Here is a 20,266-nt window from a genome sequence, read left to right on the forward strand (position 1 = left end):
CAGTGCCGCTGTTTTTTGGGATTGTCCCGCGACGCGATCAGTCGTCGTCGCCCTGCATGTGCAGGTTTTGCGACAGGGCGATTGCCGTACGGCGGTCGTCCTCGCTCGCCAGCGAGAACGCTTGCTCCTGCATCGACTGCATCCACGGCCGATCCTTCGGCGAACACTGGTCGAGCGCGGCGGTCATATAGGCGAGACCACGGACGGTCTGGCCTTCCTGGAAAATCACGTTGCCGAAGACACCCATGGCACCGGCATGGCCGCTCTTGCGGGCCCGATTGAGCCACTTCTTGGCTTGCTGAACGTTGACACTGCCGCCCTCGCCCGAGAGCAGCATGCGCGCGAGCTGGAACTGCGCCTCGGCGACCCCAAAGGTCGACGCCGCCTGGAAATAGAGTTGCCGTGCCTGGGCCATATCCGACTTGATCGGGCTGTCGGGAATGCCGCGTCGGTAGTAGCCGGCAAGAGAGATCAATGCGTTGACGAAGTAACCGGTATCCTCGGAGCCCGGTTCCACGCCCTGCTGGGCGATCTCGCTATAGATCTTGAAGGCTTCGAGGTCGTTCTCGGTGACGCCGTCGCCATAGGCATACATATTGGCCAGAGCCCAGCGGGAGCCGGTATGTCCCTTCTCCGCCGCGTATTTGTAGGCTTCGATGGCCTCATCCTTGCGACCGTTCTTGTAAGCGGAGAAGCCGAACTTGAAGAGCGCGAAGGGGCCGGATTCCTTCGTAACGCCTGCCCCTGGATCAAAGGCAAGAGCCGGCATGGTGATGGTCCCGCAGACCGCCAGCGACACGCCGAGTATCGCAACCTTCAGTGACTTCAGTTCACCCGCAAGCATCACAGTCTAATTCTTCCGTTCCAGCCGGCCACGCCGAACTCATCACCGCTGCAAACACAAACACCCGGGCGACCCGCCGCCGCCCAAAACTTCATCACATCCGTCGACTGCATCGACGCGACCATTCCAGAACGAAACTTCGACACATCCGCCAAAAGACCATTTCAGTCGGCCACTTGCACCAAAGTACCGGAGGCCACATCTGACATGAACATCGACTGTCCAAGTTTCATTTCACACCAAACGCTGCAGGTTTCGTTTTCACGTTGCAGGTTTGTCCCTACTATCGCTGCTCCCTGTTTGTGGCGGGAAATGGACATAGCCGGGACGAGTCCGATGCTAACAAACTCTAGCATTAAATGTGTTGCTGAATCGTCACATTGCGGGACGCTGCTGGCGCTTGGTTAAACACTCCACACCAAAAGAAAGGCCCGGTTGAAACCGGGCCCTGAACAGTAAGATTAACGGAGGATCAGAACTTGATCTTGATCGAGGTCGAGACGGCCGCGAAGAAGTCGTCGTCGAAATCGTACTTCACGTCGGTACCGACGGGCTGCCCCTGATACACTTGCGGACCGGAGCTGCCGCCCGTCAGAATGCCGACCGCTCCGGCGAGGCGGAACTCGAGGTTCTCGGTTGCGGCATAAGAAAGCCCGGTGCCGAAGGTCCAGGTGTCGGTCTGCGTGCCGAAGCCGTGGCTCGTCCCACGATCCCAGGTGATGCTGGCTGCACCGCTAAGCTTGTCGGTAAACTTGTGGCCGACACCGCCCGAGATCGTCCAGCCGTCACGGTAGAGCAAGTTGAGGCTGGTGCAGGGCGTGAGAGGATTGGCCGTACGCGGGCAGAAACTCAGAACCTGGAGTTGGCTCCAATCGGTCCACTTGACCGACCCGAACGCCACCCAATCCGGAGCGATACCCGACTGCACCTTCAATTCCAGCGAATCCGGCATGGAAGCGTTGCCGAAAACATCGTATTTGGTGCCCGGTATCCGCACCAGTCCAACGCCCGGGATGAATGCCGGAAGCGCCGCGTCCCGCAGATCGATCGAGCCAGAAAGGTCATCCAGATCGACTGCACTGTTGTAAACGAGGCTGGCCCGCACGGCATACTCAGGAATTTCGTAGGCGACACCCGTGCGCCATCCCCAGCCTGTACCTTCGAGATCAAGTCGACCAGAGCCATCAAAGGTGCCGAATGCCGGCACGACCTGCCGTTCCTTGAACCCGCCAACCTCCTGGTAGAACACACCACCGATCACACGCAGTTGACCAGGCCCCACTGCCCATTTGTAAGAGCAGGTCGCAGCATAGTTGTCACTTTCGACCTTCGTTTCGGCGTTATCATTGGCGCCTGCCCAGTTAAATCCTGGTTTCGAGTGCGCGCCCCACGGCTGCGAATAATCAGCCATACAGTCGAAGCCTTCGCCGATCCCGGCCTTGATGCCGACGCGCGGCACCCAATAGCTCTCGGTATCGCGAACGCCATCGGACGGACCACCAGGCGTACCGTTCAACGGGTTGAGATCGACGACGTTGTTGAGTTCGCGCTGCGGATTGACGTAGGTCGCCGACGCTTCTGCCGCGTAGTCCGACGGGTCGAAGAGCAGGTCGATGTTGTAGCCACCGCGCTCGAGACCGCCGGCGTGGGCCGCCGACGCAAACAGCAAACCAGCCGCCACCGTCAGGACGCCACGCTTAAAATTCATGTGAGCCATCAAGCTCCTCCCCTGCACTGCACTCTGCGACATTCCACCTCATGCCGCGTGTGGCGAAAGTATTCTCACGAACATGTGAAATCGCAAATGCCAGAGGCTGAGGTGGTGCGACACCATGGGTCACATGATTTACGTAAGATTCTCATGATTTAGACACATTCGCGCATTTCCGGAATGATATTCCGGGAAATAGGTAAATAAGCCAATAAAATAGGAAAAACTTCCAACACTCGCGAAAGCTGTGTCGCGGAGACAACAATATTGGTTTTTGCTGGAGGCCACAAAAATGGCCATTGAAACTCCGCCGGCACATGCCAAGCGATTTCGTGAACGGTCTACAGTATTCGGCCCGGCGATTCGATCCCGAAGCTCGTGCGCGCAAGTATATCCTGATATGCTAAAATACAAAATCCGCGACAGTGCTGTCGCGGATTCCGATTTCCTTGATCGACCGATCCTGGGGCGGATACACCCCTAGCGTGTTTCCTAGCCGGCTTCCGCTACGCGGGTGAGAGCAACGCCAAGCGATTCCTTCTGAAGATCGAGCTCCACCAGACGCTCACGCTCGGCTTCCACCAGCTCAGGCTTTGCGTTCGCGACGAACTTTTCATTGGCCAATTTGCCAAGAATACGCTCGCGCTCTGCCTCCACCTTGGTGATCGCCTTCTCCAGGCGCGACTTCTCGGCGGTCAGATCGATCAGGTTGCCAAGCGGCAGGCACGCGGTCGCCTCGCCGACGACGATCTGAGCACTGCCGCGCGGAGCGACAGCCGCATGGTCGATGTGTTCGACACGCGCCAGGCGGGCGATCGCCGGGGCATGCTGCTGCAGCCGCTCGCGCGTCAGGTTGTTGGCACCGACGACAATCAGCGGCGCGGTTGCTGCCGGCGGAACATTCATCTCCGAACGGACCGAGCGAATGCCCGAAACGAGGTCAATCAGCCAGTTGATCTCGTCGGCAGCGGCATCGTCGGCATAGGAAGCCGCCGGCCATTCGGCGTGGCAGAGCAGCGTCTCGCGTTCGCGGCCCTCGCCCGCAGTCTGCCCCCAGAGTTCCTCGGTCATAAACGGCATGAAGGGATGCAGCAGCTTGTAGATCTCGTCGAGGACGTAGGCGACGCAGGCCTGCGACTCGCGCTTGGCCGCCTCGTCCTCGCCGTTGAAGACCGGCTTCAGCAGTTCGAGGTACCAGTCACAGAACTGGTTCCAGACGAAACGGTAGAGGCTGCCGGCCGCTTCGTTGAATCGATAGGCCTCGATCGCCTCGGTGACGTCGCGGATGGTGCGCGAGAGCTCGGTCAGGATCCAGCGGTTGATGGTCAGCGATGCGGCTTCGGGAATGAAGCCTTCGCTGTCGACCACGCCGTTCATCTGGGCAAAGCGCGTCGCGTTCCAGAGCTTCGTGCCGAAGTTGCGGTAACCGGCGATACGAGCGGGATCGAGCTTCACGTCGCGGCCCTGCGCGGCCATGATCGCCAGCGTGAAGCGCAGAGCATCGGCGCCGTATTCGTCGATGAGTTCGAGCGGGTCGATGACGTTGCCCTTCGACTTCGACATCTTCTGGCCGTTCTTGTCGCGAACGAGCGCATGGACATAGACGGTATGGAACGGCTCGACCGGGGTGCCGTCTGCATCCTTCATGAAGTGCAGGCCCATCATCATCATGCGGGCAACCCAGAAGAAGATGATGTCGAAGCCGGTCACCAGCACGTCGGTCTGGTAATACTTCTCCAGTTCCGGCGTCTCGTTCGGCCAGCCGAGCGTCGAGAATGGCCAGAGCGCCGAAGAGAACCAGGTGTCGAGCACGTCTTCGTCGCGCGTCAGGATTTCGCCCGGCTTGAAGTTCTCGAGCAGGTCCTCGACATAGGCCTTCATCGGACCTTCATGCGCAAGATAATGCTGGATCGCGGCGTGCAGCGCCTCTTCCTCTGTCTTCTCGACGAAGACCTGACCGTCGGGGCCGTACCAGGCCGGGATCTGATGCCCCCACCAGAGCTGACGCGAGACGCACCAGGGCTGGATGTTCTCCATCCACTCGAAGTAGGTCTTCTCCCAGTTCTTCGGAACGAAATTCGTCCGGCCTTCCTTGACCGCGGCAATCGCCGGCTTCGCCAGCGTCTTGGCGTCGACGTACCATTGTTCCGTCAGGCGCGGTTCGATCGGCACACCGCCACGGTCGCCGTGGGGGACCATGTGCTTGTGCGGTTCGATCTTGTCGAGCAGGCCAGCCTCTTCGAAGATGCGGACGATGATCTTGCGAGCCTCGAACCGGTCCTTGCCTTCGAGCTCGTCCCATGCGCCATGCAAGGCGGCCGGGTCGGTAAGCCCTTCGAGGAACTCCTCGTTGTCCTTGACGGTGATGCGGCCGTCGATCGTCATGATGTTGATCGCGCGCAAGCCTGCACGCTTGCCGACGTCGAAGTCGTTGAAGTCGTGCGCAGGCGTGACCTTCACCGCGCCGGTGCCGGCCGTCGGATCCGCATAGCTGTCGGCGACAATGGGAATGCGCCGGCCGACGATCGGCAGGATGACATGCTTGCCGAGGAGCGGCTTGTAGCGCTCATCGTCCGGATTGACGGCAATGCCGCTGTCCCCGAGCATCGTTTCCGGGCGGGTGGTCGCGACGACCAGATATTCACGCTTCTCCCATTCGGTCGCCTTGCCTTCCTCATCGAAGGCAACCGGATGTTCATAAGTGACACCCGGCTCGAGCGGATAGCGCAGATACCAGAGATTGCCATTGATCTCGTGCTGCTCGACTTCCAGATCGGAAATCGCCGTCAGAAGCTTCGGGTCCCAGTTGACCAGGCGCTTATCCTTGTAGATCAGCCCTTCCTTGTAGAGCGAGACAAAGACTTCCAGAACCGCCTCCGACAGACCGTCGTCCATGGTGAAGCGTTCACGCGACCAGTCGCAGGATGCGCCAAGCCGTTTCAACTGGTTGAAGATCAATCCGCCGGATTCGGCCTTCCACTCCCAGACCTTCTCGATGAAGGCCTCACGCCCCATCTGGCGACGGTGCTGCTGGGTTTCCATGAGCTTGCGCTCGACCACCATCTGGGTCGCAATGCCGGCATGGTCCATGCCCGGCTGCCACAGCACGTCCTTGCCGCGCATGCGCTCGAAGCGGACCATGATGTCCTGAAGCGTGTTGTTGAGCGCGTGGCCCATGTGCAGCGAGCCGGTCACGTTCGGCGGCGGAATCACGATACAGAAGCTGTCGGCGCCGGGCTTGGCACCCGCGCCTGCACGAAACGCGTTTTCTTCGTCCCACTTCTTGGCGATACGTGGATCGACGGATGCGGAATCGTAGGTCTTATCAAGCATTTTGGAGCCAATTTAGGAGAGTGATGTCTGTGTCTTGTAAACCGGAACGGCCGGTGCAAGTCAACACGAACGCAAAAAGCCGCGACGGTCGCCGCGGCCCCATGCGTCAAACGGTCTGAATTTCAGCGACGCGGTCCGCGGGCAACACGCTCGATTTCCTCGCGAACCAGCCGTTCGACGAGTGTCGGCAGATTGTCGTCCAGCCATTCCTGCAGCATCGGCCGCAGCATCTCCTCGGCGATTTCGTCAAACGAACGCCTCGCGCCCTGATCGACCGCGAGAGCGAGATTGTCGAAGGATTGCGCGACCTTCCGGCCGACTTCCGGAGAGACGATGGCTGCGATCGCCTTCTCGGGTGCCAGCGCGTCGACCACCGGTGCCGCTGCCTGCGCCCGCGATTCGGGACTGTCGCGACGCTCCGATGAACCGGGGGCAGCGACGGCCTCCACATCCGCGCGTGTTTCGGAGGCTGCAATCGGCTGAGCAGCCGGAGCCTTGGGTGCCGATACCGCAGCCATGCGTGACGTTACGACAGGGCTGTCCTGGACCACCGGCGCTGGCGCCGGCGCGACTGGCTGCGTGTCACGCGGGGCAAACCCTGTCGCGTGACGCTCCGACGCCGCGCGAACGCGTGCTGCGACATCAGCCAGGGAGAGCGGCGGCTGCGCGGACACCGTACTAGCCTCGGACGGAACGATGGAAAGCTCTACGGACGGCGCCGCTGGTACGGCCCTCGGCGTTGCCTCTGTCGGCTCCTCGCGTCGTCCGAAGGCAACCGTCTCGATCTCGCGGTCGATCGTCAGTTCGATCTCGTCGCCCGCCTCGTCCTCGAAGTGCTGCTGCGGCGAAAGCCCGGCCTGCCCAGGCTCATTGCTCTCGATGATCTTGCGAATGGATGCCAGGATCTCATCCATCGAAGGTTCACGCGCGACATTGAGCTGTGCCATTTTCATCCTCGTTTGCACGGCCGGCATGTGCTTCAGAACGAGACATGCGCCGATTTCCGACAAACCTTATGTGAGTTCGCGGACGAAACAAACGCCACGAATCAGCCACTCAGATTCTTGCACAGATTTGTTTTCAGGGGAAAAAATAGAAACGTCAGCGCCGGCTCAAGGCGCGGGACGTCGCCCAGAGCATGTCACGCAAAGGCAACTGCCTCGACAACGCCGCCATGGAAAGCTTCTTGCCGTGCTCAAATCCGAGTTCCTCCATCCCAACAGGTTCGACAGCATCCAGAGCCTGAAGGACGGCATCAAAGCCTACATCCACTATTTCAATCATCAGCGCATCAAGCTGAAACTGAAAGGACTGAGTCCTGTGCAATACAGAACTCAGTCCCTATTATCCTAGCCCAGCAATCGTCCAACCTTTTGGGGTCAGTTCAAGACCGGGGCGTTTTCTTCAGCGACCGTCGACGGTTCGAAGACCGAACCATTTGTCCTTGACCGCCTCGTAGTGTTGCTCGGCGCGATACTCCGCAACCTGCAACCCTTGGCTCTTCACCGTAAGATTCGCGGCAGCCGCAAGCAACGTGTAGCTGGCTACGACGGCGTCGCGCTGTGCGAGGGCCAGCAGTTCCTGCGCCTGAAGCACGTCCTGCTGCGAATCGAGAACGTCCAAGGTCGTACGCTGGCCGACCTTGCGCTCTTCGATAACGCCGTCCAATGCCAGTTTGGCGGCGGAGATCTGCGCCTTGTTGGCGGAAATACGGGCAATCGCGGCTTCAAGCTGCGCATAGGCGGAAACGATCGTCTGCTGAATGGCCGCGCGAGCCGAATCGACCAGGATACGCTGCTGCCCCAGGCGTTCCTTTGCCTGGCGGATCTGGCCGTATTCGGCGCCGCCCTGATAGATCGGAACTTCCAGCCGCGCCGTTATGCTCGAGGTGTTGTTGTCGAGACCGTTGGTGCTGGCATTACCGGTGGTGCGGCTGACCTCGCCTTGAAGCGTCACGCCAGGCAGCATCGTGCCTTCCGCAGACTTCACCTGGTAACCGGCCGAGTCGACCGAGTATTGCGCGGCCAGAATCGTCGGATGCTCGCGCAGGCCCATTGCGACAGCCTGATCGAGCGAGCGTGGCAGGCCCTTCGAGGCGGGCGAAGCCTGCTTGATGCCCTTCGGCACGTCGCCGACGATCTGTACATAGGTCGCTTCGCTCTGCTTCAGCTGAGCGACGGCCACGATGAGCTGCGACTGCGCGTTGGCGAGCGATGCCTCGGCAAGGCTCACGTCCGTGCGCGTGCCTTCGCCCACGTCCAGGCGCGCCTTGGCGGCGTTCACCTGTTCCTGCAGGAAGGCGATGTTCTGCTTGCGGATAGAGACCAGCTGCTGATCGCGGGCGATGTTGGAGTAAATGGTTGCAGCCGAGAGCAGGATCTGCATTTCGTCGGCACGCAGCGATTCGCGGGTCGCGAATACGTTCGCTTCGGCCGCGCGAACGTTGTTCAGCGTCTGAAAGCCGTCGAAGACCATCTGCGTTACGGAGACACCGACCTGTCCCTGATGAAAGTCTTGTGACCTGGTTTTCTCTCTATCGACAGTCGTAAGCGTTCCTGTTGCGAAAGCTGCCACTTGGGGCCGAAAGCCAGACTTGGCGATCGGCACACTCTCGTCCGTCGCGCGCAGACCCGCACGTGCAGCATTCAGATCCGGGTTGTTCTCGTAGGCTTTGGCCATTGCGCCGAATATCGTCTCGGCCAGTACTGCATGCGGGGCAACCAGTACACTCGTCGAAACGGCGGCCCACAGAGCCGCTTTACGGACAATCGACACCATTACTTCTCTCTCCGATCGGGGCGGCAGAGCCTGCCCTCTATTTTCCGCGGCGCCGTCCTCGTAATAAAACGGCGCTGCCTAGATACGGCGATGAAGCGCTCACACCGCCCACTGGTGAGCAAATCACTACCACTGCACTCTTTGAAACCCGGATTCCAGATTCCGACAACTGCGCAGACCTACTCTGCGCAGGCATTTCAAAAAGAAACACGCCCCCCGTTGCGAATTGGCAACATTGTTATTTTAGCAGTGCATTTTGAATGCTGATATCCCTCAATAAGCGGGACCTCAAAAAACAAATTCCTGCTCGCGGCGGAAGCCTGGAAGCGGCTTCACCGCAGTGTTGAAATCGGCACGCTCGGAGGTTCTTCCATGTTCGTGCACATAGAGTTTAGCGCGCGAAGCGTTGCCAAATCCTTCGACCACGACCAGTCGGCCGCCATCGCGCAGCTGTTCGAACAGACCCGAAGGCAATACTTCCACCGCACCGTGGACGAAGATGACGTCGTAGGGCGCTTCGGCAGCGTAACCCTTCTCGAGTTCACCGGTGACGACGGCGATATTGTCATAGCCGAGACGCGCCAGGGTCTCGGTGGCGGTGGCAGCAAGACCCTGATCGCTTTCGAGCGCCACGACCGAACCGGCAATCAGCGACAACAGCGCCGAAGCGTAGCCGGTGCCGCAGCCGATCTCGAGCACGACGTCGGACTTGGCGATCTCGGCAAGCTGCAGAAGCTTGGCGAGCGGCGAAGGCTCCATCAGGAATCGCGGGGCTGCGCCGTTGGTGCCTTCAAGCGCGATGTCGGTGTCGATATAGGCGAGCTCCTTCATCTTGGCGGGCACGAACTCCTCGCGCGGCACCGTGAGGAAGGCGGACAAGACCGAGTGGGACGTCACATCCGTCGTGCGGATCTGGTTGTCCACCATCTTGGTGCGCGCTGCTTCGAAATTCATGCTAGTGCCCTCGTATCCGGATAGGCGCGGCGCCGCTTTTCGGAGAAGCCCGCGCGATCGTCTTGTGGCTCTCAACGGAAAGCCTTTGACGTAAGCTCTTAAATCGCCGCCCCGCCGGATTCAAGCGACAGCGGCAAATTGCGCCGGAAAAACGGGGAAGAAGGGCCTGATCGGCCAAGCGCGGCGGCGCGCGGACAAGGCGCGACGCATCGTTGAGGTATTGACCTGGGCTGGGTCAGCGCCCGGGTGCGCCTTCCAGGCCGACGAGGGCGATCTTGGTATAGCCGGCGTTCTGGATGAGGTTCATGACGGTCATCAGTTCGCCGTAGTCCACGGCCTTGTCGGCCCTCAGCAGCACACGCGTCTCGGTGTTGCCCTCGGTCAGGCGCTTCAGCTCGTCGGCGAAGGTCTCGCGGGCCGTTTCTTCGTTGCCGATCGCAAGCGCCAGATCCGCCTTCAAGGTCACGAAGACCGGCTTGTCGTCGCGCGGTGCGGGCTTTGCCGCCGATTGCGGCAGATCCACCTTCATGTCCACCGTGGCGAGCGGCGCCGCCACCATGAAGATGATCAGGAGTACGAGCATGACGTCGATGAAGGGCGTGACGTTGATTTCGCTGTTCTCGTCGAGATCAACGCCGTCCTGGCTTACCTTTCCGGCCATGGGTCACCCGATCCGTGCGATGGTTGTCTCGGCATGGACGAAGCCTTCCTGACGGCGGGGCTGCGCCTTGCGGACCAGACGGTGGTCGAGGTCACGGCTGACGAGCCGCTCCACGGCGGCCGCCGCATCGGCAAGGATCACCTTGTAGCCGCCCACCGAACGGGCGAAATAGTTGTAGATCACCACCGCCGGAATGGCTGCGACGAGGCCGATCGCAGTGGCGAGCAACGCTTCGGCAATACCGGGTGCGACGATCGCGAGATTGGTCGTCTGCGCCTTACTGATGCCGATGAAGGAATTCATGATGCCCCACACCGTGCCGAAGAGGCCGACGAAGGGACCGACCGAGCCGATCGAGGCCAGAATGCCGGTTCCACTGGCCATGCGTTTGCCGGCACGAACCTCGATGCGGTTCAGCAGCGAAGAGACGCGCTCCTTGATACCGCTTGCGGGCGCATGGTCAACCACCGCCTCCGAACGCACCATTTCGTCGATCGCCGCCGTCACCATCTCAGGCGCGGGGCCCGACTTGCCATCGAATGCATTCTTGACATCCGCGAGGCCGTTGGCGGCTGACAGGAGACGAATCGCACGGGTAAGGCGTGCCTTCGCACCGAAAAGCTCCAGTGCCTTGACCAGGAAGATGGCCCAGGTGGCGATGGACGCCACTGCCAGGCCGATCATTACGCCTTTGATGACTACGTCTGCTGCCATGAACATGCCAATCGGCGAGAGATCGTGCGGCAGCACCGGGCTCGCCGCACCTTCGGCCACAGCAGCGGTGTCCTCGACAGCAAGGGGGACAGCCTCAGGCGACGTGGCCTGCGCTGCAGGTTGCACCTGCGCGGCCGGAGCCGCCTGGTTTACCGGCGCGCTGCCGGCGGTCCGGCCCTCTGCGATCGGCGCCTGCGCAGGCGAACGCGTGGCAGTTTCCTGATTGCCGCTCGTGACCGGGGCTGACGATGCGCCTTCACTCGCTGATTGAGCGAACGCAACCGCAGGCAAAGCAGCCGATGACAGACCGAGCATCGCGGCTGCCAGCAGATTGATCGTCGATCGCGCTCGGTTCGGCATCTTGTTCCTCACGTACTGGTCCGTTTCGTCGTTTCAGAGCGAAGGGAAGGTCGTCACCCGCTGCATCCCTTGCGTGCTTTTTGGGTTCTTTACGCAAGGGGGAGCCGAATGACAAGGATTTGTGGAGTTTATCAATCAAGAATAATTTCGCAACCTACCGGGCGCACAGAACACGCACTGGAACTGCGGTCAAAAGCCTGACGGATCATCCGTGAAGGTAGCCGTCCGCCAGTCATAGGCGCGGTGCCGTTCCCACGGGCGGGCAAGAGTCGTGAATGCCGTCCGAAACTGCATTGGCGGCGGCGCTTGCTCCGTATCCGGTTGCGCTCGTATTTCGATCGCACCCGTACGACGCAGCGTCTGTGCATTCACAATGCGGGCGCGATCGCTCGGGCACGTCGCGCCATCAACCCGGGCGGCCGTCACCACCAAATCCGCCTGGCCGCACAAGGCTGGAAACAGGCGCGGGTTCTCGAGCGCGATGATCGTCCAGCCGTAAGTGTTGCGCGCCGCACACCATTGCTTTTCCCGGCAGACGAAGACACCCGCAGCATTCGCCTCGATCGCCGACGACAGATCCGCGCGGATTGCGGCCACCTTTGCCTCTTCGAGCGGCGGAGCGCCCTTCCCGTTCGGCTCCGTAGCCGGATAAGGATCGGCAGAAGCTGGTGGCGGAAGCGTCACCGGCGCAAGATGTTTTCCCACCGCAAGTGCTCGCTGCCATTGTGAAAACACGAAATCCGACGGGCGCATCCTGTTTGTGGCGATCGCGCCGTTCACGACGAGACCGATGAGGCGGCCGTCTTCGGCTATTACGACGTCGGGAAGACGGTCGCGCTCCACGGCGAGGCTGACGAGACCGGCGCAAATCAGCAGGGCTCCTGACAGCGCCAGCCAGCTCCGCAAAACACAGACGAGAACACCGCCCGTGGCAATCAGCACAAAGCCGAGATACCCGATGCGACCGGTGACGATGTCGCCATCAAGCGAGGTTACGAAGCGGGCGATGTCAAGCATCCGTTCGAGACCCCATGCCATTGCCACCAGCGGATAGTGTTCAAGCCCCAGCGGCATCAGAAGCATGGCGAACAGGCCGAACGGCATGATCACGATGCTGATCACCGGCATGGTGAGAACATTGGCGAGCAGACCGTAAGCCGGCAACCTGTGGAAATAGGCGATCGAATAGACCGATGTCGCCAACCCGCCAGTCAGCGAGGTGATGACGACGCCGGCGACCACGCCCGTGACCAGCCCCCTTCCCTTGCTCCGCCTTTCCGCTGCCGGTAGCTCCGTTTCCCGCCGCTCGCGCCAGCGCGCATAACCGGCAACGAGCGCAAGGGTCGCGGCGAACGACATCTGAAAACCAGGTCCGGCAACCGCCGACGGCGTTAAGGAGACGATGACGATCGCCGCAAGCGCAACGTTGCGCAGGCTGATCGACATGCGATCGAAAAACACCGCCACGAGCATGATCGAAATCATGATCCAGGCGCGCAATGCCGACACGGCGCCACCGGCGATGAGAATGTAGAGGCAGACCATCAGCAGCGCGCCGGCCGCCGCGACCTTCTTGACCGGCACACGATGGGCCAGGCCAGGGACCATGCTGAGGACAGTGCGGGCGCCGATCAGAAAGGTTCCGGCGGCAAGTGCCATGTTGAGGCCCGAGATCGCCAGCACATGGGCAAGGCCGGCTTGCCGCAACACCTCGACCGTCTCGCGGCTGATGGCACGCTCTTCCGCCGTCACCAGTGCAGCGGCAAGTGCTCCGGTATCGCCGCCGATCGCGGTGCGGATGCGCTCTCCGACTGCCTCTCGTATCGAGGCGATGCTGGTCGCCAAGGATGAGCCGAAGGAAAGGGTCGCCTCCAATTCTCCGGCCGCAGGCGCTTTTCCGCCCGTCGGCGAACCATAGAAGAAGCCGACTGCGCCGATGCCCCTGAAGTAGCTGTCAAATGCAAAGTCGTTCAGCCCCGGCAGTGCCGGGCCGGACGGCGGCGACAGCCGCGCCCTGCCCTCGATGGTCGCCCCTATCGGCAGCGGCTCGTCCCGACCTCGCGCTACCAGCGTTATTCTCGTTGGTTGGCGGCGCAGGCGCGGCTTGGTGGTCTCTCGAACCTCTACCCCGTAGCGCCATTGGCCCCGGTCGTCCTGTTCGCGGGAGAACACCACGCCCCGCACATTCGTCGTCACCGGTGCATCGAGGATAATTGTATCGATGCGCGCCGTCTCGGCCGCGATCAGCACCATTCCCGCTACAAACAGCATCGCCGCGATCAGCGGTGCCCGCAGCAATGCAGATTTTCCAACGCAAGCCACCGTCGCCATGCCAAAAACGCAAAGCAGCAGTGCAAGTTTGGCGATTCCGACATCAAATGGGAGCGACAGCCAAGTGAGGACACCGAAGCTCAGCAGTACCGGTATCAACACGAAGCCGTGACCGAACGCGCGCTCGTCTTCGATCGCGGAGGCGAAAGACACTTTGACCAGACGCGGGCTGAGGTGAGCCGAGAATATGGATATCCCGCGCTTCACCCGTGTCGAGAGCAAGGCGGGCGGCGCATTGGGAGCAAGGACTGCAACGGCATTGGCAGGATCGGAACCGGACAACAGGAAGCTGCCGCGCTCCGCGTCGTGCGACGCATACCGCCCTTCAGTATCGTTCATTGCGCCAGCGCTCTTTCCCCCCGAATATGCGCCCGATCATGCAACCAAAGGCACACGACCGCAACCGCTGCGCTATCTGCTGAAAAAAGCGGCAAACCTATATAGAATGGTACCGCACCATCATCCGACGAGATTGTTGATCTGCTTGGACTTATTGCCGTAACATGCCATTGTTGCGTCGCCATATGCACATTTTCGCATCGCACAATTTGCCTTTCGTACAGCTTGGCAGTCGAAAATAAATCATATAGCAAATTCGCAACGTTCATTTTCGTGGCACGTCTCGGTGCCACGTTGCCATAAGACGGAGGGTCCGATGACTGAAAAAACCGCGGTTGTAACACTCGATGGAAAGTCGGCGGATCTTCCGGTGCGATCGGGGTCCATCGGCCCTGACGTCGTGGACATCGGCTCGCTTTACAAGCAGACGAAGATGTTCACTTACGACCCGGGCTTCACCTCCACGGCGTCGTGCGAATCCAAGATCACTTATATCGACGGCGACGAAGGCGTGCTTCTGCACCGCGGCTATCCGATCGAGCAACTCGCAGAACACGGCGATTTCCTGGAAGTCTGCTACCTGCTGCTCTACGGCGAACTGCCGACGAAGGCACAGAAGGCCGACTTCGACTATCGCGTTACGCACCACACCATGGTGCATGAGCAGATGTCGCGCTTCTTCACCGGCTTCCGCCGCGACGCGCACCCAATGGCCGTCATGTGCGGCTGCGTCGGCGCGCTGTCGGCCTTCTATCACGACTCGACCGACATCACCGATCCGCATCAGCGCATGGTCGCTTCGCTGCGCATGATCGCCAAGATGCCGACGATCGCGGCCATGGCCTATAAGTACCACATCGGCCAGCCCTTCGTTTACCCGAAGAACGACCTCGACTACGCCTCGAACTTCCTGCGCATGTGCTTCGCCGTTCCGTGCGAGGAATATGTCGTCAACCCGGTCCTGTCGCGCGCCATGGATCGCATCTTCATCCTGCACGCCGACCACGAGCAGAACGCGTCGACCTCGACGGTTCGTCTCGCCGGTTCGTCGGGCGCCAACCCGTTCGCCTGCATCGCTGCCGGTATCGCCTGCCTCTGGGGCCCGGCGCATGGTGGCGCCAACGAAGCGGCGCTCAACATGCTCGCCGAAATCGGCACGGCCGACCGTATTCCGGAATACATCGCCAAGGCCAAGGACAAGAACGATCCGTTCCGCCTGATGGGCTTCGGCCACCGCGTCTACAAGAACTACGACCCGCGCGCCAAGATCATGCAGAAGACCACGCATGAAGTGCTGGCGGAACTCGGCCACAAGGACGATCCGCTGCTCGAGGTCGCGATGGAACTCGAGCGCATCGCACTCACGGACGAGTATTTCATCGAGAAGAAGCTCTATCCGAACATCGACTTCTACTCCGGCATCACGCTGAAGGCGCTGGGCTTCCCCACCACCATGTTCACCGTGCTCTTCGCGCTTGCCCGCACCGTCGGCTGGATCGCCCAGTGGAACGAGATGATCGAAGACCCGGAGCAGCGCATCGGCCGCCCGCGCCAGCTCTATGTCGGCGCTCCGCAGCGCGACTACGTGCCGGTCTCCAAGCGCTGATCGGTTTCAGACCAGAAAGCGAAGCCCGGTCAGCGATGACCGGGCTTTTGTTTACGGGGGCCGCGACATCGGCTCGTACGCGTTTCCATCAGACTGGCCGCAAGCAATGCCGGTCGCAAACTGGCCACGGCGGGCGGAAGCCCAGCGCATAGTTTCGGCGGCGTCGGCGCATCGAGGGATGCATCCTGCGCGCTCAGGGGACTGTGAAGCTTACCTATTGGCCTTCTGGAGATAGCCGAGAACAATCTCGGCCGCCATCTCTCCCGGCGGGTGGCTCGTCGCCATGCGCCGCTGTACCACTGCGTAGCCATCCAGCATCGAGGCGCGCTGCGCCGTTGCACCGGAAAGCCGCTCCATCCAACGCGTCAAGGCACCGGGGCGGATTGCCTGGTTGAAGTATTCCGGGACGATCGGGAAGTCCGCGATCAAATTCGGCAAGGCGCCGCTCCAGATGCGGATGCGCTTGTGCAAAAGCTTCACCAGGAAATCGGGATCGTAGGTCGAAACGACGGGAACGCCGGCCAGCGCCAGTTCCAGGAGAACCGTTCCCGAGGCAGCGATCGCCGCATCGGCCTGGTCGAAGGCCGCCCATTTTTCCGCCGCGCCCACGGTGATCTCCGGCTGAATGGGCCAGGATGCGGTGATTTCGCGCACCAGCTTCTCCTGCCGCGAAACGGTCGGCAACAGGAAGCGGATGCCAGGATGCCGGCTGGCAAGCTCCTCCACCACCCGGCCGAAGATCGGCAACAGGCGGCCAACTTCACTTGAACGGGAGCCCGGCAGAAGGAGGCATGTCGACACGCGCCCATCCATGGCGCCGGCAAGGCGCTGCTGGCGGCTTGCCCGAACCGCAAGCACATTCGCATCGCTTGCGAGACGGTGACCGACATAGGTCGTCGGAGGGCCCTGCAGCCTCTGCATCGCCTCCGGCTCAAACGGCAACACGGCCAAAACGTGATCGACATAGCCGCGCATGCGCGGCGCGCGCTCCGGCTTCCAGGCCCAGACGCTCGGGCAGACATAGTTGATGACAGGCACATCCGGCAGTGCCGCACGGACTTTCCGCGCCACGCGGTGGGTAAAGTCCGGGCTGTCGATGATCAGCAACGCATCGGGACGCGCGGCAATGATCGCCTTTGCCGTCTGGCGAATGCGCATGATGAGCTTCGGCAATCTTGCCAACACCTGGGTGAAGCCCATGATGGATAGTTCGGAATAGTCGAAGAGGGAGCGAAGGCCTTCGGCCTCCAACGCCTCGCCGCCGACACCAACGATCTCGATCGTGCTGCGGCTTTGCGTCCGAAGCGCCCGGACGAGATCGGCGCCCAGAAGGTCTCCGGAAACCTCCCCCGCGATCACCGCGAGTTTGTAGCTGGACGCGCTCATCGCTCGGCTCCCTTGGCCGATCGCTCGACCCCGGCGACAAACAGACCGGAGCGATTGGCGACGTCGATCACGTTGGCGCGTTCCAGCACCAGGGCCCTGCCGGCTTCGACCGCGATGCCTGCAAGACCGGCCCTTTCTGCAAGCGCCACGGTAGAGGGCCCGATCGACGGCAAGTCGGCGCGAAGATCCTGCCCCGGTTTGCAGAGTTTGACGAGGACCCCCCGCCGGCGAGAAGAGACACGGCCCTCGGCCTTCAAGGCGACGACACGCTCCAGCATTGCATCGGTACCTTCAGCGCCCTCCAGCGCCACGACGCGCCCGCCGACGGCCACAGCACCCTGCCCCACATCCAGAGCGCCGAGGGCATTGGCAGCGGCGATGCCGGCCTCAATGTCGCGGCGGTCGTCGGCATCGGGCGTGACCGCACCGATCGGCCCCGGTTCCGCCAAGAGATTGGGCACCACTTCATGGACGCCAATGACATGGGCTCCGCTTGCCTCGATCAGCGCCATGGCCATGCGCAGCACGGCATCGTCTCCACCGGATACCAACGTCTTCAACACAGCCGGGATCTTTGCGAGCGTTCTGAGCGTCGGGCGAATATCACGCCATTCGGGCCGGCGGCGAACCCAGCCCGACAGGACGACGCGATCGATCCCCTCTTCCCTGAAGGTACGGCTGATATTGGCAAAGTCGCCGATTCCCAGCACGGAATGATCGAAGCCGACCCAATCGGCCTCTTCCGCCTCTCGCGACAACGCGATGATGAAAGGATCTTCGCCGCGCGCCCGGACGGCCTCGGCCACATGGTGCGGCAGCGCGCCCCCGCCGGCGATGATTGCGAGCCGACCGCCGGTCGCTGCGTGGCTCGCAGCAGCCGACATCACGCTCACGCCTTGCCGCGGGACGGCGACGATAGTGCCCTGTCGCTCTCGGCCGCGATGAAATCGAGGATTTCGACGACCGGTGCGCAGTCGGCATATTCTTCGCGAATGGCGGCCGCATTGGCGCGGATCGACTCCGGGCCTTCAAAGATCTGCTTGTAAGCACGACGAACGACGTGGATCGTTGCGCGGTCGATCCCGGCTCTCGTCATGCCGACAACGTTCAGCCCGCTCAGCACACCCGGATTGCCGTTGAGCATGCCGTAGGGAATGACGTCATAGCTGACGGCGGAGAGGCCCCCGATGAAGGCCTGGCGGCCGACACGGGTAAACTGGTGCACGGCGCAGCCGCCGCCAAGAATGGCGCGGTCTTCGACCGTGACATGGCCCGCCAGCATCACGTTGTTCGACAGGATGATATTGTTGCCGAGGCGGCAATCATGCGCCACGTGCGAATAGGCCAGGAAGAGATTGTTGTTGCCGACGACCGTCTTGCCGCCATGTTCGACGGTGCCCGTGTTCATCGTCACGCCTTCGCGGATCGTGCAATTCGTGCCGATCAGCAGTTCCGTATCGACGGCGCTATGATGAACACTCTGCGAGTCGGCGCCGATCACGGCCTGCGGGAAGATCTTGGACCCCTTGCCGATGGTTGTACGGCCGGTCACCACGACATGACTGTGAAGCTCAATATCGTCGCCGAGAACGACTTTAGAACCCACGTGGCAAAAAGGGCCGATCTTGACGTTTTCGCCGACCACAGCGCCGTCTTCGATGATCGAGGACGGGTGGATCTTCGCTGTTGCTGCAATCATGTTCAGGCGTCTTCCTTGCTGACGATCATTGCGCCGATATCAGCTTCTGCGACCAGTTGCCCGTCAACTTTTGCATCACAGTGAAATTTCCAGATATTGCCGCGCTGCTTTTGCTTCACGACATGGAATTCGACGCGATCGCCCGGAACGACCGGCTTGCGGAACCGCGCATTGTCGATGGTCATGAAATAGACGAGGTTTGTTCCGGTCCCCACCTTGCGGGCACAGATCGCACCGGCCGTCTGAGCCATGCCCTCGACGAGCAAGACGCCGGGCATGATCGGCTGTTCGGGAAAATGACCGGTGAAATGCGGTTCGTTCGCCGAGACGTTCTTGATGCCGATCGCCGAATTGTCGCCGTCGATCTCGATGATCCGATCGACGAGCAGAAATGGATAACGATGCGGGAGCAGCTTCAGAATTTCCTGAATGTCCGCCGTACCGAGAACCGTTGCTGCCTCACTCATTCGAGCCGCCCTTCTTCTTTTTCTGTCTGTCGCTTGCCCGCATCGCCATCTCCGCGACGTCGCGCAGGAAATCGCGCATCGGACGCGCCGGAATACCACCATAACGTTCGCCGGCGGGAACATCGCTTGCCACGCCGCTCATCGCCGCGATCTGCACGCCATCGCCGACCGTGATGTGACCATTGACGCCGCTACCGCCGCCGATCATCACGCCGTCGCCGATCTTCGTGCTGCCTGCAATTCCGACCTGGCTGACGATGCCACAATAGCGGCCAATGCGCACGTTGTGGCCAACCTGGACGAGATTGTCGATCTTCGTTCCTTCGCCAATCACCGTGTCATCCATCGTGCCACGGTCGATCGTCGTGTTGGCGCCGATCTCCACGTGATCCTGAATGATCACGCGCCCAACCTGAACGATCTTGATCATTCCGCCCTTCGGACCCGGGGCATAGCCAAACCCGTCCTGCCCGATACGGGCGCCTGGATGGATGATCACGCTGTTGCCGACGAGAGCACAGAGCACGCTCGCGCCCGAGGCAATCGTACAGTCGCGGCCGATGCGCACACCCGGGCCGATGACCGCGCCGGCAGCAATGCGGGTGCCGCGACCGATTTCCGCGCCGGCTCCGATGACCGCCATCGGCTCGACTTCGACACCGTCTTCGAGACGCGCGGTCGGATCCACGAAAGCGCCCGGCGCCACGCCCTTGAGGCTGGTGTTGCGCGCGGGGCGCATCGCGACCTCGTGCAGCAACGTACCGGCAAGAGCAAAGGCCGTATGCGGGCGAGCCGTCAGCAGGACCGGGATATGGGCAGGTACAAGGCTGGAGATCGTCTTGTCGCAGATGATCGCGGATGCCTGACACGTATCAAGCTCGGCGCGGCTCTTGCGAGACAACATGTAGCAGACGTCACCGGCCTTTGCCCGATAGACCGGCGCTACCGAACGGACAGCGCGGTCTGCGACCGCGACATCCACCAACTCCGCCCCAATTTGATCGGCCAGGTCACCCAGGCGAATCCCTTCATGGGGCGGAAAAAACCAGTTCTGTTCCATGGACACTCCAGAACGATCTTTTC

General features: G+C 61.4%; 15 protein-coding genes and 1 pseudogene. 2 read left to right on the top strand and 14 right to left on the bottom strand.

Translation table 11 applies throughout. The annotated features are described in order from the left end of the window. Positions 1 to 37 precede the first annotated feature (37 nt). From exoR to AC0C6X_RS24990, 4 genes are all read right to left on the bottom strand, one after another. Positions 38 to 844, bottom strand: coding sequence for an exopolysaccharide production regulator ExoR (gene exoR, locus AC0C6X_RS24975; protein ID WP_173516407.1), 807 nt, complete (start codon positions 842 to 844; stop codon positions 38 to 40). Between the two features lie 472 nt (positions 845 to 1,316). Beyond that, positions 1,317 to 2,561, bottom strand: coding sequence for an OmpP1/FadL family transporter (locus tag AC0C6X_RS24980; protein WP_173516406.1), 1,245 nt, complete (start codon positions 2,559 to 2,561; stop codon positions 1,317 to 1,319). 486 nt (positions 2,562 to 3,047) lie between these two features. Then, on the bottom strand, positions 3,048 to 5,888 hold the full coding sequence (locus AC0C6X_RS24985) for a valine--tRNA ligase (RefSeq protein ID WP_472955799.1): 2,841 nt from the start codon (positions 5,886 to 5,888) through the stop codon (positions 3,048 to 3,050). Between the two features lie 122 nt (positions 5,889 to 6,010). Beyond that, a complete protein-coding gene (locus tag AC0C6X_RS24990; protein WP_472955801.1) occupies positions 6,011 to 6,835 on the bottom strand; it encodes a PopZ family protein in 825 nt (274 codons plus the stop codon). A gap of 164 nt (positions 6,836 to 6,999) precedes the next feature. On the opposite strand from AC0C6X_RS24990, the pseudogene AC0C6X_RS24995 reads away from it, so the two are divergent. Continuing rightward, positions 7,000 to 7,241: pseudogene (locus tag AC0C6X_RS24995) on the top strand (IS3 family transposase); the annotation flags it as partial. Positions 7,242 to 7,292: 51 nt separating this feature from the next. Here the strand turns inward: AC0C6X_RS24995 and AC0C6X_RS25000 are convergent. From AC0C6X_RS25000 to AC0C6X_RS25020, 5 genes are all read right to left on the bottom strand, one after another. Further along, positions 7,293 to 8,666: a TolC family outer membrane protein gene (locus AC0C6X_RS25000; protein ID WP_173516403.1), complete on the bottom strand. Its 1,374-nt coding sequence runs from the start codon at positions 8,664 to 8,666 to the stop codon at positions 7,293 to 7,295. Between the two features lie 288 nt (positions 8,667 to 8,954). After that, on the bottom strand, positions 8,955 to 9,620 hold the full coding sequence (locus AC0C6X_RS25005; RefSeq protein WP_247959044.1) for a protein-L-isoaspartate O-methyltransferase family protein: 666 nt from the start codon (positions 9,618 to 9,620) through the stop codon (positions 8,955 to 8,957). Positions 9,621 to 9,855: 235 nt separating this feature from the next. Beyond that, positions 9,856 to 10,281, bottom strand: a complete 426-nt coding sequence (exbD, locus tag AC0C6X_RS25010) for a TonB system transport protein ExbD (protein WP_472955804.1) — start codon at positions 10,279 to 10,281, stop codon at positions 9,856 to 9,858. A 3-nt stretch (positions 10,282 to 10,284) separates the two neighbouring features. Next, complete coding sequence (exbB, locus tag AC0C6X_RS25015; RefSeq protein ID WP_472955807.1) at positions 10,285 to 11,355, bottom strand: tonB-system energizer ExbB; 1,071 nt, start codon at positions 11,353 to 11,355, stop codon at positions 10,285 to 10,287. 189 nt (positions 11,356 to 11,544) lie between these two features. Further along, a complete protein-coding gene (locus AC0C6X_RS25020; protein WP_472955809.1) occupies positions 11,545 to 14,025 on the bottom strand; it encodes a ComEC/Rec2 family competence protein in 2,481 nt (826 codons plus the stop codon). Positions 14,026 to 14,341: 316 nt separating this feature from the next. Between AC0C6X_RS25020 and gltA the strand changes: the two genes are divergently transcribed. Beyond that, the gene (gene gltA / locus AC0C6X_RS25025; protein ID WP_173516397.1) at positions 14,342 to 15,631 is read left to right on the top strand and encodes a citrate synthase; all 1,290 of its coding nucleotides are present in this window, start codon (positions 14,342 to 14,344) and stop codon (positions 15,629 to 15,631) included. A gap of 210 nt (positions 15,632 to 15,841) precedes the next feature. On the opposite strand, the gene lpxB is transcribed toward gltA, so the two are convergent. From lpxB to lpxD, 5 genes are read right to left on the bottom strand one after another with little or no spacing between them, the layout of a single operon-like run. Beyond that, entirely contained in the window at positions 15,842 to 17,017 is a 1,176-nt protein-coding gene (gene lpxB / locus AC0C6X_RS25030) for a lipid-A-disaccharide synthase (RefSeq protein WP_472955813.1), read from the bottom strand. Then, on the bottom strand, positions 17,014 to 17,901 hold the full coding sequence (locus AC0C6X_RS25035) for an LpxI family protein (protein WP_472955815.1): 888 nt from the start codon (positions 17,899 to 17,901) through the stop codon (positions 17,014 to 17,016). The genes lpxB and AC0C6X_RS25035 overlap by 4 nt, the downstream gene beginning before the upstream one ends. A gap of 5 nt (positions 17,902 to 17,906) precedes the next feature. Further along, complete coding sequence (lpxA, locus tag AC0C6X_RS25040) at positions 17,907 to 18,716, bottom strand: acyl-ACP--UDP-N-acetylglucosamine O-acyltransferase (RefSeq protein WP_472955818.1); 810 nt, start codon at positions 18,714 to 18,716, stop codon at positions 17,907 to 17,909. A gap of 2 nt (positions 18,717 to 18,718) precedes the next feature. Beyond that, positions 18,719 to 19,183, bottom strand: a complete 465-nt coding sequence (gene fabZ, locus AC0C6X_RS25045) for a 3-hydroxyacyl-ACP dehydratase FabZ (RefSeq protein ID WP_034796695.1) — start codon at positions 19,181 to 19,183, stop codon at positions 18,719 to 18,721. Beyond that, positions 19,176 to 20,243 (bottom strand): UDP-3-O-(3-hydroxymyristoyl)glucosamine N-acyltransferase, encoded by a 1,068-nt coding sequence (gene lpxD / locus AC0C6X_RS25050; protein ID WP_472955821.1) that lies wholly within the window; start codon positions 20,241 to 20,243, stop codon positions 19,176 to 19,178. The genes fabZ and lpxD overlap by 8 nt, the downstream gene beginning before the upstream one ends. Positions 20,244 to 20,266 lie beyond the last annotated feature (23 nt).

The organism is Ensifer sp. VA4 (assembly GCF_055710065.1).